The organism is Anaeromyxobacter paludicola, assembly GCF_023169965.1.
Lineage (GTDB): Bacteria > Myxococcota > Myxococcia > Myxococcales > Anaeromyxobacteraceae > Anaeromyxobacter_B > Anaeromyxobacter_B paludicola.
This window is the reverse complement of record NZ_AP025592.1, coordinates 105,358-119,332: the sequence shown is the minus strand read 5'-3', so window position 1 is coordinate 119,332 and position 13,975 is coordinate 105,358. Positions and strand designations below refer to the sequence as shown.

At 72.0% G+C, this 13,975-nt stretch carries 11 protein-coding genes; all 11 read right to left on the bottom strand.

The window, feature by feature from the left end; genetic code table 11:
- Window positions 1–24: 24 nt before the first annotated feature.
- Window positions 25–5,316 (bottom strand): hypothetical protein, encoded by a 5,292-nt coding sequence (locus tag AMPC_RS00530; protein WP_248343570.1) that lies wholly within the window; start codon window positions 5,314–5,316, stop codon window positions 25–27.
- Window positions 5,317–5,319: 3 nt separating this feature from the next.
- Window positions 5,320–7,206: a hypothetical protein gene (locus AMPC_RS00525; RefSeq protein ID WP_248343569.1), complete on the bottom strand. Its 1,887-nt coding sequence runs from the start codon at window positions 7,204–7,206 to the stop codon at window positions 5,320–5,322.
- A gap of 121 nt (window positions 7,207–7,327) precedes the next feature.
- Entirely contained in the window at window positions 7,328–7,936 is a 609-nt protein-coding gene (locus AMPC_RS00520; RefSeq protein ID WP_248343568.1) for a hypothetical protein, read from the bottom strand.
- A gap of 10 nt (window positions 7,937–7,946) precedes the next feature.
- Entirely contained in the window at window positions 7,947–8,222 is a 276-nt protein-coding gene (locus AMPC_RS00515; protein ID WP_248343567.1) for a hypothetical protein, read from the bottom strand.
- Between the two features lie 61 nt (window positions 8,223–8,283).
- The gene (locus AMPC_RS00510) at window positions 8,284–8,559 is read right to left on the bottom strand and encodes a hypothetical protein (RefSeq protein WP_248343566.1); all 276 of its coding nucleotides are present in this window, start codon (window positions 8,557–8,559) and stop codon (window positions 8,284–8,286) included.
- Between the two features lies 1 nt (window position 8,560).
- The gene (locus AMPC_RS00505; protein WP_248343565.1) at window positions 8,561–9,265 is read right to left on the bottom strand and encodes a hypothetical protein; all 705 of its coding nucleotides are present in this window, start codon (window positions 9,263–9,265) and stop codon (window positions 8,561–8,563) included.
- 19 nt (window positions 9,266–9,284) lie between these two features.
- The gene (locus tag AMPC_RS00500) at window positions 9,285–9,758 is read right to left on the bottom strand and encodes a helix-turn-helix domain-containing protein (protein ID WP_248343564.1); all 474 of its coding nucleotides are present in this window, start codon (window positions 9,756–9,758) and stop codon (window positions 9,285–9,287) included.
- Complete coding sequence (locus AMPC_RS00495) at window positions 9,716–10,036, bottom strand: hypothetical protein (protein WP_248343563.1); 321 nt, start codon at window positions 10,034–10,036, stop codon at window positions 9,716–9,718. Before AMPC_RS00495 ends, AMPC_RS00500 begins: the two co-directional genes overlap by 43 nt.
- A gap of 11 nt (window positions 10,037–10,047) precedes the next feature.
- Window positions 10,048–11,151, bottom strand: coding sequence for a hypothetical protein (locus tag AMPC_RS00490; RefSeq protein ID WP_248343562.1), 1,104 nt, complete (start codon window positions 11,149–11,151; stop codon window positions 10,048–10,050).
- Between the two features lie 440 nt (window positions 11,152–11,591).
- Complete coding sequence (locus AMPC_RS00485) at window positions 11,592–12,137, bottom strand: hypothetical protein (protein ID WP_248343561.1); 546 nt, start codon at window positions 12,135–12,137, stop codon at window positions 11,592–11,594.
- A gap of 69 nt (window positions 12,138–12,206) precedes the next feature.
- On the bottom strand, window positions 12,207–13,961 hold the full coding sequence (locus AMPC_RS00480) for a carboxypeptidase regulatory-like domain-containing protein (RefSeq protein ID WP_263009628.1): 1,755 nt from the start codon (window positions 13,959–13,961) through the stop codon (window positions 12,207–12,209).
- Window positions 13,962–13,975: the final 14 nt, after the last annotated feature.

Here is a 13,975-nt window from a genome sequence, read left to right as displayed (position 1 = left end):
TGTCAATATGCCCTAATTGGTATTTCAGTGGCCGGGGGCACCCGAGACAGCGTCCTGCAGGTCGGTTAGCGGGTTAGCCTCCCACCGTTCGGGGTTCTCGCCGTAGATGAGTCCACCTGCGAGGTCGAAGGGCCCGCGCGCCTGCGTCCGGTGCGTTGCCAGGTCGTGGACGTAGCCGAGGGTGTGCTCGACCTGCCGCGGCGGTGCGTACACGACCAGCCCGCCGGCGAGCTCGGCGGCCATGAGGGCCCGCTTGCTCGCGTCCTCGTCTCCGTCCAGAGCCTTCCACGCGTCCTCACCGACCCGGATCGCCCACTCCGCGCCCGGCGCGGTGCGCACGCTGGGCTTTCGGAACTGGCCGGAGATCATGCGGTCGCCCAGCGCCGCAAGCACGCCGCCGAGGATCGGCGGCATGGGGTAGGTGGCGCCGGCGACCGCCTTGCGGGCGTACCACTCGCCCCTGGTCTCGTCGTCCTGCTGCCCGGAGCCGGCTAGGTACTCGGCGATGATGCCGTTGACCACGGAGGTCGCGAGAACGCGGCCAGCGAAGGTCGCCAGCACCGAGGCCTTGTCACCGATACTTGCCTCGGAGCTGCGGAAGGTGCGCGCGATGTCGGCCAGCGGCCGCCGGTAGTAGAGCTGCCACATCTTGTTCGCGTGGCCCATGAAGAGCGTCAGGCCTCCGAGGAGGTTCCGGTCGCGAAGGAGCGCGGGCTTGTCGGCGATGTTGCTCGGGGGTAGCACCTCACGCACCGCGTCGTCTGCGTCCCGAACCGCGGCGCGGTGGGCAGCCCGCTCCGCCTCCGGCGGGAGCTCGCGCGTGCCGCCGCCGGTCGCCGCAGCGAGCTCGGCCGCCACGGTCTGGTCGTAGCGCGCCTTCCAGATGATGGTGGAGACCAGCCGATCGCCCATCTCCATGAGCACGAAGCCCGAGTCCCGGGCGGCGCGCAGGAGTGGATGCGCCGTGCCGGCCTTCCCGCCGAGGAGGCTCATTTCCTGGCGGAGTCGGTGCATCAGGTGCTGGTCGTGGTCCCGAACCTCCGGCGAGTTCTCGAGCACGAACTGCCGCGTCTCTGCCCAGGAGCCGGGTAGTTTCGCAGCTACGAGCGCGATCCGGCGCGGGTCCACTCGGCTGGTCCCGGCGATGAGGGGGTCTGACGCCACGTTGGCGAGGGTGCGCGGGAGGCTGTACGCCAGAGCAGCGAAGGCGGCCCGACCCTTCAGGTCCAGCCAGAGCCCCTCGAGTCCCTGCAGGTGCTCGGGAACCGTCTCGGCCGCCTGGTGCGCGACGGCGCGCAGCCACGGCCGGAACATGCTTGCGCGGCCCGGTCCGAGCCGCTCGGTCAGCATCCTCGAGAACTCTGGATCAAGCAGCACCGCCGCAGTCTTCTTCACGTAGGGCCGGTACGCGGTGTCCTGGATCACCTGGAGGACGTGTGACGGCACGATCCCGAAGTTGAGGTTGACCACGTCCTCGTAGTGCTCCGCTCGACCCTTCGCGTGCGATGCTGGCGTGGAGAGGCCCTTCCCGAACTGGTCTGGGGCAAGGTAGTCGGAGATGGCGTCCAAGAGCGCACGCTCAGCCGTTCGCTTGGCCGTCGGGACACGCGGGTCGTACTTCGCGGGGAAGTACCCTCCCCGCATCTCGACCACCTCCCCATCGCTGCCCCGGAAGGTGAAGGGGCGCGCTCGGATCTTCTTCGGCTCGATGCCGTCCTCCTCGGCGTGGATGCGCGCCATCTCGGGGTAGAGCCCATCGAGGAGATCCCAGAGCCCCTGAACCCAGCGGGCGTGCGCGCCCTTGAGGTGCTTCTCGAGAAAGCCCTGGACCTGGTCCCTGGTCCACTCGTAGCCGCCCAGGAACCGCTCGGCGTTGGAGTCGTTGCCGAGGTTCGCCAGCATCATGAGCAGGTTCGCCCGGGTGACCGGGTGCTCCTGGAGGTCGCGCGCCAAGTCCGGCGGCAGCGGCAGCTCCTGGGAGGCGTTGAACAGCTCGTACAGCTCTTCCCGAGAGATACCGGTGTTCTTGAAGAGCCGCTCCAAGTCGCCCAGGAAGCGCGCGGCGAGATCGTTCGCCTTGTCCCTGGCCTTCAGCCGCTCATCGACGAGCAGGCGGTGGAAGGGACCGTTCCGATCACCTCCATCCAGGATGTGGGCGGCTGTCTCCACATTGAGCGTCGCCGCGTCAAGCGCCTGGCCCAGGAGGCGCAAGCTGTAGCCCTTGCCCTCGGTGAGCGGATCGCGCTTCGGGGAAGGGAGCTTCGGGAGGTTCTTCTCCGCGGTGGCGATGGCCTCCGCGACGAACTCCTGCCGCGACATCCGGCGACCCATGAGCTCGAGCTCGTTCTGGTGGTTCGCGAAATGCCGAAGGCTCTGCACGGTGTCGAGGACGTTCTGCGCCTCGGTCGCGGTGAGGGCCTTCCATGGCCGGGGGTTTGCGAGCAGGTCCCGGATGGCGGCGACGTCGAACGGCAGCGTGTTCCCGTCCGCCGCAGCGAGGGCCAGGAGGTCGTCGAGGCCGCGGCGCGAGCCCTCGGGCGGCGTCGCCGTCGCGAGCCCGAGCGCCTCGAGCACCTGGTCGTGCACGTCGCGGTACGACGGGTCGGCCTTCCCGAGCTCGGAGCGCCACGGGTCCCGGGCAGACCCCTTCAGCTTCTTGAGGCCGACGTCGAGCTGCTTCCGCAGGTCTCGGGCCTCCCGGTACAGGAAGTGGTCCAGCGTCTGGGCCTCCTTCTCCGCCAGGGCCTGCTCGATCTTGCCGTCCCGCGCGAGCTCGTAGGCGCGGCGCGCGGCCCCCAGCTCCGCCTGCAGGTAGTAGGTCGGCGAGATCTGGGCGACGGGCTTGTCGGCGAGGAGCCGCTCGCTCGTGCGTCGGAGGACCTCGGGGTCCACAAGCTGCGCCCGCGCCTCGGCCGCCGGGTTCACCTGTCGCGCCAGGGAACGCAGCTCCACCAGGACGCGCCGGGCCGCCGCCTCGTTGTGAGCCGCGTCGAGGGCCGCCTCCGTCAGGCGGTGCGGCTGCTCGAGGAGGTCCGGGCCGTAGAGCTCGCCGAGCCGCCGCGCGACCTCTTCTCGAACGTGCTCCTCCCGCGGCGCCGCCTGCCTCATCCCGTTGACCAAGTCGTCCGCCGAGCGGAAGCCGAGCATCCCCGCCACGTCGTCGACCGGCGCGCCCTCGCCGCGCTTACCCCCGAAGACGCCGCGATGCTGGTCGGAGAGCTCCTTTGCCACTTCCGAGCCGAACCGCTCCACGATTTCGTTGCGGTCGAGTTTCAGCGGCCGCCCCTGCTCGTCCCGAAGGAGTGCCGCAGCTGCCTGGGCATCCGGGCCGCCTGCGACCTCTCCGCGCTGCAGGAAGAGGATCGCCCGGTGCACGGGGTCCTCGTCGAGCTCGCCCCTCACCTGCGTCTCCAGCCTGGCGCGCTCAGCCCGGTACCAATCCTGGTTCTCCCGCCCCTGGTGCTCGGCGATGCGCCGCACGAGCTCCTCCTGGGTGGCCGAGAGCGTCTCGGCCGTCGCCCTCTCGTGATCAGACCTGGCGAAGTCGTCGATGAGGTCCTGCACGGCCGGCGGGATGGCCGCGCGCACGGCGGCCGCCGCCCGCTCCTCCTGCCCAGTCTGCTGCTCCTCGCGCGGCATGGTCGCGAGCTCGGACACCCTGGAGGCGAGCCGTTCGCGCTCCGCCGCGACCTGGCGCGGCGTCAGCTCGTCGACCGAGAGGCGGAGGTCATGTCGCAGCTGCTCCGCGTGGCCCGCCTTCGAGAGCTTCGATAGGAACTTGTCGAGCGGAACAGCCAGGTCCCCGCCGGTCGCGGTCGCCTCCCCATAGGCCTGCCCTTCGTCGCCGGCGACGAGGCGCGCCATGGCCGCCGGGTCCACGCTCTGGCGCTTCCAGTAGTCATCCCAGGCCGAGCGATCGATGTAGGCCGTCGCGGAGTCGCCGTCGGCGTTGAGCCGGCCGGCGAGCTTCGCGAACTCCTCCGGCGCGTGGTCGGCCAGCGTCGAGGCGCGGGTGCTCGTGATCGCCGCCTCCACCCGGGCGGCGCTCAAGCTCGAGGCGCGGGCGCGCCCGAGATCGCCGAGGAACTCGCGGCCGGGCGCCCAGGCGCCGAGGACGGCCATGCTCTCCATGCCGTCCACCAGCCCCTTCCAAGCGGCCGCCGGCACCTTGTCCCACTGCGCCTCACCGCCAGCGAGGCTGGCGCCCGCCTGCGCCGTCGTCTCCGCGACAGCGGACTGGCCGGCCATGAGCGCCGCTCCCGCCGCGACGTGCTCGCCGTAGCGGGTCGCCAGCGCCCGGATCGCGCCCGGGACGGTGCTGCCGGCGAGCTGCCGCTCCAGCGTCTGCGCGACCTGACGCTGCAGGGCCTGCTTCACGCCGGGAATCGCGCTCACCACGCTCGGGCCGAGACCGGCGTTGATGCCGCCCACGACGGTTGCCTCGGTAACGGCCAGGTGCTGCGCTGTCTGAGGGTCCACGCCCTGGTTCACCAGCCTGCGGAACATCGGCCCGATCGCGTCGTAGTAGGCGAGCATGAACATCGCGCCGGCGCCACCGATGACCGCGCCAGGCGCCGCCCCCACGCCGCCCGCCAGGGCGCCCGCCGCCGCCCCCATCTCCGCGCCGCCCCAGGCCGCCGCGCCGTACTTCGCGAGCGCCGGGAGCATCTCGACGGTCTTCAGGTAGATCTTGCTGAGGACCGAGTCGTCCCCGTACTTCGCCTCCGGCTTCGCCTCGAGCTGGCGTAGACGGGCGGCGTTCGCCTCCCCTCCCAGGCCCAGGAGCGCGGCGTTGGCGCGCTCCGTGTACTCCTGCTGTTCCGCCACCTGCGACAGCGCCCGGGAGCCCGCCTTGAGGGCCCAGGAGAGACCGGTCAGGTGCTGGAGATCGTCCTTGGCCACCGAGAACCGGGCCGGGTCGGCGAGCAGGAACTGCGCGAGCGGCGGGTGCGCCTGCACGAGGGACGGCCAGTCCGCGGCGCCCTCCTGGGAGCTGCTCTTGAGCAACTCGAGGTTCGCCGCCACGTAGCTGATGGGATGCCCTGTGGCCGCGGCGAGCCGGAGCGCTTCCGCCCCTTGTTCCGGGCTTAGGTTGGTGTGCTGCGCCTGCCATCGCAGGAAGGAGGCCGCGCGCCCCTGGTCTTCGCGCTGATCGCGCGGAGTGTGCGACGGGAGCATCTGGAGGGGCGGCTGGCCGCCCGGCGCGCCGTCGGGGGCGCTGGCTCCGTCGTCGGGGATGAGGCCAGCGGGAAGGTCGCCCGAGCTCGGGTCCGGGCGCGGGGCGTCGGCGGGGATAAGGCCAGCTGGAAGTGCCATCGGCTATTCCTCTCTCCACCCAGTTGGCATCGCTGTGCCCGGCGGCAGCCAGGCGTGCTGCTTCCCGTCCGTGACGCGTTTCGCCCCAGGAACAGGCGGAGAGGGCGTGCCGCCACGGGCCGGGGCCGGCGTGCGCTGCGCCGTGCCGGCCTCAAGAGGTGACCCCGGCCCGTACTCGATGCCGAGGATGCGCTTGCGATCGAGCCTCTGGAGGATGCCGCCCTTGCCCGACAGGTGCTCCCGGATGTCCGCGTCCGTGGGCTTCCGGCCTTTCGCGATCTCGCTGTTCACCCACCGGCTCACCTCGTCGGTGGTCTGCCGCAGCGCCTCGCTCTGGGGCGCGGTCCAGCGCTTTGACGGTATCCTCTTTAGTCCGAAGGCGTCCTCGAACTCCTGCTGCGCGACGGTCTTCGGGTCGATGATCTGCTCGGGGGGCGGGGGCTTGGCGTTGCTGCCGAGCTCGTTCCGGATCTCGGGGAAGTCGCGCGACGAGATCGCCACCGCCGGGGCCCCTTCCTCGCCCGGGATCGCCACCGTCCCCATCGTCAGGCCGATGAGGTCCGCGGTGCTCATCGACCGAATCTTCGCCGCGTCCTCGGGACGGGCCAGGGCGCGGCGAAGTGCCAGCGCTCTCGCGTCCTGATCGGGCGTCGGCATCTGCGCCATCCGACGACTCCGCTCCGAGTTCTCGTTGTCCCACTTCACGAGCTGCTCCCAGACCTTCGCGGCCTCTTCCCCGTGGGCGGGGTCGGTGAGCCACGCTCTGGTGTCGCTGTCCACCGCCGCGAGCGAGAGCCGGGGCTTGCCGCCCGGGCCGGGTGCCATGAACTGCTGCATGGCCTTCGCGGCATAGTTGCCTACGACCTGCTTCGCTGACTCGTTCAGGTCTTTGATCCGCTCCTGCAGCTGCGCGCGCGTGAGCTTCCAGCGCTCCGGTGGGATGTTCCCCGCCTCGAAGTCTGCATCGAGAGCGGCGAAGGCCTTCGCGTCGTCGATCTGGAGGGGAGCGCCGTTGACGTCCCGGGCGGTGACGGCGTCGTTAGCGTACCGGAAGGCCGCGATCGCGCTGGCCTGGTCGTCCTGGATCGTGCGGAGGTTGTGGTCGTACTGCGCCGCCTCCGGGCCCAGCCACGGACGCGTCACGGCGAGCAGCGCCTGAGCTGAGCGAAGGGCCGCGGGGGTTTTGCTCGCGATGAGTGCGTTGAGCGTGGCCGAGGCCACCGCGGCCTTCCCCGCTCGCACCTGCTCGTCCTCCGCCTGGGTGCCGAGCCCGCGGTGCTGCGCATCGAGGCGCGTGGGGAGATCGAGGCTATCGATGTCCTTCAGCGCCGAGGCCACGGCCCCGGTCGGATCCGCGATGGCTCGCGCTGCGGCCCCCGCGACCGTCGCGCTCTCGAGCGACTTGAAGTCGTTAGCCTGCGCCACCTGGATCTGCTTCCCGGAGTGGAGCTCGATCTGCTGCTGCGCCTCCCGGACCAGGCCATCCGCGTGCTGTTGGAACAGCCGCCGCTGCTCGTCGTTCACGAGCCCAGCCGCTGCGTCGGCAATCGCCGACTGGATGCCCCTGTACGCGTCTTCGTGGCCCTCCAGCGCCCGATGTCCTTCCTTCCAGACGAACCCCACGGGCTGGCCAGATGCATCGGGGGCGGTCGAGTAGAGGACCTTGGAGACCCCCGCCCGCGCCTCTCCGAGCCTTGCCATCGTGTTCGAGATGTCGGCTTTCGCCTTCGCCTCGTGCGCGGCCTCGGCGAGTTGCTGAACTCCGCCCGCCACCTGCTGCAGGCCTGTGCCGACGGCCTCACCGAAGGCGCCGCGGGAGTCCACGTTGATCTGCGGGGCGCCCATCGGTCGGGTGCCGACCTCGGGCAGGGTCTGGCTCGGGATGGGCATGATACCCGTCCTTTCCTGGAGCTTCGTGGAGTCGTCCTGACCTCCGTTTGGTGAGGTTTTGTGAGGTTCCCCTGCTCGCGTGGTGGGGGCCGCTCAAAGTCAGGTTTTGTAAGGTTCTCCGCTACCCCTTGCCGTCGCGCAGGGCGCGGCCGACGCGCGCGAGAAGTCGAACGATTTCGGGGTTGCTCCCGTACATCGGCTGGTCGAGCACCTTCTGCAGCTCAGGCGTTCCGAATCGCTTGGTCACCTCGAGCGCGGCTGCGATCGACTCCTTCATCCGCTCGCCGCCGATCTCCTTGTCCGCCTGGATCTGCTGCGTCCAGCGTCCGACCTGGTCATCCCAGGCTTGCTGGTTAGCCGCGAGCGCACGCTGGTGGAGCTCCACCAGCCGCCCCGCCTTGTCCTTGTCGAGACCCAGCTCGCCGGCGACCTGGCGGAAGTCCGTGAACACCGGATCGTCCGCGCTGATGCCCTTGGGGGCGTCGAGCTCGAGGGGGTCCGCGGCGGCCGCCGTCTCCGCCTGCTCACCTCCTCCCGCCGCGGCCGCGCTGGTCGGCTCGGCGTCGGCAGGCTTGGCCATCCCCGGCGTGTTCGGGAACATTTCCGCTACGAGGACCTGGTCCGTCGCCGCCGGCGCGGAAGCGGCTCCGGCCGGCGCCCCAGGCGCCGGTTCCGCCATCATGCCCGGGGTGCGGTTGAACATCTCGGCGATGAATGCACGGTCGTCCATGGCGGCCGCCTCAGACCACGGAGCCGGTCGCGTCGACCCAGCCGCCCGCGAGGCTGCGCCAGATCGGCTTCCCGAGCGTTGTGTCGAAGATCATCATGCCGGGCGAGAGCTCCTTCGTCGGCCGGTTCGCGGTCGGGACGGCGAGGACCTCATCGAGCAGCGGGACGTGCCCCTGGGCCATGAGGCCTCCGGCGCCCGCAACCGGCGTTTCGATGGTGCTGTCAGCATTCGCGCCAGGCCGATTGAGCGCGCCGGAATTCGTGGGTACGGGGGTGCGGAACTTCATGTTGGGCTGCCTTTCTCCGTCGACTAGACGGCTTCGTTCAGATCGTTGAGACGGGGACGCGCTATCCCACTCGACCGGCCCACTCTCGGGCGCGCTCCCCGAGGGACACGGCGCTGCTGACGCTGTGAGAGCCGGAAATCAACCCGGCCTTCCAGAGCGCGACCTCGATGTCCTTCTCGGTCGGGAACGCGCCGTCCCACCTGCGGTCTCCGTCTCTCATCAGCTCGGCGCGAACTCCGCGCAGCCTGGAGACGGCCGCGCCGGCCGCCGAGATCGCCGCCTCGAGCTCCTCGGCGGCAGCGGTGTGCTCCTGTACCTTCGCCTCGTTCGTGTCCATGTCACTCCTCCGTCTGGGCGTGCCCGCCCTCTCGCGGCCCCAACGCTTCGACCGGCAACCGGCCGACCCCAACCACGAACCCGGCGTGGCCTGGGAGGGGCACCAGCTCGCCATCGCTGGGCCGCAACTCGGGAAGAGCCGGGGGCCACGCCACCGCCGGCGGTGCCTGCGGTAGCCGCTCGAAGGTCCTCCGGTTCCGGTTCTTCAGGATTGCGCCGAGCTGGCTCCAGAGATCGTCCAGGTCGACGCGGGCGAAGGGGCTCCCGCGCCGGCGGGCACCGTTGCTCTCCGCGGGGTCCAGCCTGTTCGCCTCGGCGATCATCTCCGTGTGAGCCTTCAGGCGCGCGATGAGTCGGGGCGCTACCGCCTCCTCGAGGATCTGCAGGAGGTCCGTGACGTCGGCGCTGATCCGCTCCTGGAGGTCCGCAACCCGCGCGCGCCTCAGCGCCTCGGAGGAGAGCCGCACATCCTCCTGGGCCGTCGAGAGGGAGGCGCGGGCTTCACCGAGCTGCTGCTCCAGCTTCCGCAGTCGCCGCCGCAGGTTCGCGTCCAGCAGCTGGTCCTTTGCCGTCACCTCCTCCAGGGAATCGAGCTTCGAGAGCTCATCCCGGGCCGTGACTGCCTCCCCCTCCAGCGATTCCGCCTCGCGCAGGCGCAGCGCGACGCGCTCACGCGCCGCATCCAGGTCCTTCTCCGCTTCCGCCATCCCCATTGTCGTCTCCGGTTCAGGCCGCCCCGGGCGGCCGCTCGCTGCCGAGGAGGCTCACCTGCGTACGACCCCGCGCGCTCGGCACCGGCGGGGGAGTGGCCATCAAGCTCTCGAGGCGGGCCAGGCGCTGCTCGAGGTCCGAACTTCCAGGGAGTCGCGAGAAAGCCGAGAAGATCGCCGAGGCGGCTTGAACTCTGACGGCGTCAGCGGACTTGCCGGACGCGTTCCCGGCCAGGTGCACCAGGGTGACCGCTGCCGTGAGCAGGCCGCGGCGCAGCTCGCCGACCGCCCGATCGACGATCTCCCCGCGCGCCCGCTCGAGTTCCACCCCGTACTTCGCCATCCAGCGCCGAACGCTTCGCGGGCTCACCTTCACCCGTGCTGCCGCCTCCTCCTGCGTGGCTCCGCCAACGAGCTCGGCCAGGAGCGCAGCGTGATACCGCGGCTTCAGGACATCTTCGGGCGGCTGCTCTCCAGCAAGCTTCGGCATTCAGCTTCCTCCTTCTGGCCATTCACCGGCCAAACGTGGACAACCGTGCTGGCGCCCCCCGAACGCATGCGGGCAAAACCAAAGGTTTCCACAGGTTCCCCGAGCGCTAGCCGTGGACGAGCTTCTGGTTCCGCTACCTGCGACAGCGGCTTCCATCCCATCGCCAGCGCCCAGTCACCGATCACCTGCTCGCCTTCCTGCAAAGCCGCCTCGTACTCCTCGTCGCTCTCGGCCTCGGCCCAACGACACGCCACGGCCATGAGCCGCTTGAAGAGCACACCGCTCTCGCTCAGGAGAGACCCGCTGCCGCCAGCGGCGGCGCCGTCACGTCCACCCGGACCGCTCGGCCCAGCGCCTCGGACGCCACGGCCGCGATCCCGGCCCGGTAGTTGTCGGCGACGAAGCTCGCGTGGTGCGCGTCTGGCGCGAGCACCACCAGGACGTCGCTGACGAGCGAACCCTGCAGCGGCAAGAGCCAGCGCTCGAAGGCGCCGATCCGCTCGGGATGCTCGAGCGCGAGCCGCAGCAACGCCTCGAGCACCCGCCGCCACTCAGGGCCCTGCGCGGCCGCGACGCGCTCGGACAGCGTCGGACCTGCAGGCGCGCCGGCGGCCGGGCGCCCCGGCTGCGCGTACCGGTCTCGCTGCCGCACGAAGAGCGCGAGGTCACCTCGTTCGAGGAACCACTGGTCCGCGAGGGCCCGGTCCATCCGCGCCATGAGCTCGTCGGCACCGAGCTGGCGCACCAGCCGCTTCAGGTTCGCCCCGTCCTCCTGGCGCAGTGGGCTGTGCTTCCCCCGGCCGGCGCGCTCCCACGCTGCGAACCAGTGCCGCACGACTTCCTGAAAGCCATCGGCCGAGCTGGGCTGCTTCTCGAGCTCGCTCCGCGCCAGCTTCAGCGCTGGCGCGACCGGCGCAGCCGCGGCGCCCACCGAGCGAAGCGAGGGATCTTCTTCTCCTCTCCTCTCTATCTCCTCTGTCCCGCGACCGTCGCGCGACCCTCGTTCGACCGTCGCGCGACTCGTCCCCCGTGTTTCCGCACGCTTCGCGCGCATCCGTTCACGGTCGCGCTCCAGCTTCCGCGTGTGTCCTTCCTGCCAGTCGCCCCATGCGTGCACGACGATCCGCTTCCGCTTCCTCTCGAGGAGCCCCACTGCCAGGAGGGCGTCGACCAGGGCACCACCCGCGCCGCCCCAGAGCGCCGCCCGCTCGAGCGCGCGGATCGCGTCCTCGGAGTCGGGCATCGAACCGTCCGCGTAGTGCCGAGCGAAGTGCCCCCAGACCGCAGGCAGGTGCAGCGGCGCCCTCGGGTCGTCGAGCCGATGTGCGAGCGCCAAGGCCTTCGGATCGTCCGTGAAGTCGGTTGCGACCTTCACCCAGGGGAGGCCGGCCATCACGCCACCCCGCCCACGAGAAGGCGCCCGGCCTGCTCGGCGGCGCGCCGGAGGATGCTCTCCACCTCGCCGCGGCCGGCCCGCTGGCGGGCGGCGCGCTCGGCGACGATGGCGCCCGCGGTTATGAAGAGGTCCGCGGTGGGCCGAGGGAGACCCGCAGCGTCGAGCCGCCTCGCGACGTCACCGGACGCATCCGGCGGCTGCGATGAGCCGCGTGAAGCGCTGTCGCTGTCCTCTTGAGCACCTCTGCGGGGCGATCCGAAGGCGGATTCAAATCCCGTAGGGGTCACTTCAGTGCCCCGCCGCTTGTGAGAGAGCGGCGGGGCTTTTTCTTTCCGGCGCCCCCTCCCCGGCCCTCCCCCGCTGCGCGGGAGAGGGAGGAGCCTCGAGGCAGGCGCGTCGAAGTCCCGCCGGGCGGGGGGACAGCGCTCGAGGTCGCCTCAGCGCCAGACGCCGTAGGTCTCGCCCCGGTGCCCCGGCTCCCGGAGCACGAGCCCCTCGCTCTTCCAGGCCGCCGCCGCCTTCGGTCCCACCCAGAAGCCCTTGGGGTCGCTCCGCCGGCAGGTCTTCCGGAGCCAGGCGTGCACCTCGTCGTGGATGCGCCGCAGCCCGAGCGGCTTGGAGCGGTTCTCCTTCGGGTCGCGGGTCATGTCGAGCTCCGCCCAGAGCCGGCCGCCCACGAGCTCACCCGCCTCGTTCCGGACGCACCGCTCGTAGTGGAACACCGGCGAGGGCACCTCCTCGATCTCGAGCATCCCCTTGTCCGGGCCGCGCTTCAGCGGGTGGGCGATGACGTCGCCGAACCGCTCGGCGGCGAGGTAGCAGGCGTCGCCCTCGAAGGCCTCGATGACCTTCTCGTCCACCTTCGGCGGCTGGTAGCCGGGCGGCACCAGCTCCGGGTAGAGGGTGAGGTCGTGGCGCGCGAGCAGGCGGAAGAGCGCGCGCTCGTCCTCCGGGAGCATGAAGAAGTCGAGCTTGGCGGCCATCTGTTCCTCGGAGGGTGGGCGCCGGGGCGGCGCGGGGGGAAGGGGCCGGCGGCGCCGGCGGGGAGGCGGCTAGAGCCCGCCGGGCTCGATGGGAGCGGCCGCGCCGGACGGGGGCACGGGCTCGAGCGGCTCGGGCAGCGGGCGCGGCGCGAGCGGCTCGGGGAGCCGCCGCGGCACCGGGAGCGGCAAGGCCCCCAGGTCCACCGTCGCGCCCGCGGAGACCGAGACCCGCCGCTCGACCGGCTGCGGCTCGATGAAGCCGGAGGGGGTGGCGCCGGGGCGGCGCACCGAGAGCAGGTAGTGGCCCGGCGGCAGCCGGACCTCGAAGCTCCCGTCCGGCTGGACCGGGACGGCGCGCCGGGGCCGGCTCACGCTCACGAGGGCGCCCGGCGACGGGTGGCCGCCGTCGGTGACGCGCCCGCGCACCAGCCCCTCGCCGGCCACGGCCTGCCGCGGCGGCGCCGCCAGGACCCAGCGCACGAAACGCACCTCGCTGGCGTCGGACTGCATCTGCACCACCGTGCCGTCCGGAGCCAGGCCGAACTCGCGGAACTCGAAGCGCCGGTCGCCGGGGGGCACCGCGCCCACGCCCGCGAGCTGCCCCTGCGCGGTGAGCGCGAGGAGCAGCACCTCCGCGGCGGGGGCGTTCTCGTCGGTCCCCTCGGCCCGGTCCACCGCGACCACCAGGAGGCCCCGGCGGTCCACCCCGACCAGCCGGATGCCGGTGAGCGGGACGCGGGAGTGGAGCTGGATGCTGCGGCGCACCCGGCCGTCCTGGCTCGTGAGCTTCACCGCGGCGAGCCAGCGGCTCACCCGGTCGGCCCGGGCGTAGAGCTCGTTACCGAGCGGGAGCCCCGGGAGCGGCCCCTCGGCCCGCATCCCGCCCCAGCCCAGCTCGACCCGCACCGCCTGCCCGTTCTGCATGAGGAAGAGCGGCCGCTGCCGCCCGCACAGGAGCTGATCCACGCCGCGGAAGGAGGCGTGCAGCGCGCCGGAGACCAGCACCCGGCCCCCGGCGTCGTACTGGGCGAGGGCGGGCGGCTCGCCCTCGTGGAACACGAAGACGTGCCCGTCGTCGGAGACCGACAGGTCCGCCTCCACCGCGTGCTCGGTGCCCTGGCTGCGCAGCGGGAACCCGCCGGCGGGGTGGCCGCGCGGGTCGTAGCGGGCGATCCGGCCGTTGAGCGCGTCGAGCACGTAGAGGAAGCCGGCCGGCCCGACGGCGAAGCTGGCCGGGCCGAGGGCGTCCTCGTCCTGGCGCGCCGGGTTGCCCTGCATCCCGAACTGGCCGGGGCCGCCGCCGGGGCCGCCCCGCACCCAGAGGTGCTCGGAGGCGGGCGGCGCGCGCCCGACGGCGCCGCCGGGCAGGTCGAGCGACGGCACCTCCGGCGCGACCGCCACCACCGGCTCCTCGGCCGGCGCCTGCCCTTCCGGCGAGCCGCAGGTCTGGGGCCGCTCCTCCGGCCAGACGCCCACCACGCCGAGCTCGCGGGTCTGGCCGGGCGCCACGTCCACGTCGTCCACCCGCTGGTCGGAGACGAGGTTCGGGCCGCTGAAGAGGAGCGAGTACCGGCCCGGCGCGACCGAGATCGAGAAGCGCCCCAGCGAGTCGGTGGTGGCGGTGGCGTCGCGGCCGATCACCGCCACGGTGGCCCCGGCGGCGACCGACTGGCAGCCCTTGTGGCGCAGCGTGCCGGTGACCGTCCCGGGCGTGCGCGGGCCGGGGCGGCCGGGCACGGGCCGCGCGGGCGCGGCGGCCGGCGCCCGGACGGGCGCAGCCAGGCCGAGCGCGGCGGCGAGGAGGAGGACGGCGGGGCGCAGCACGGCGCGCATCATAG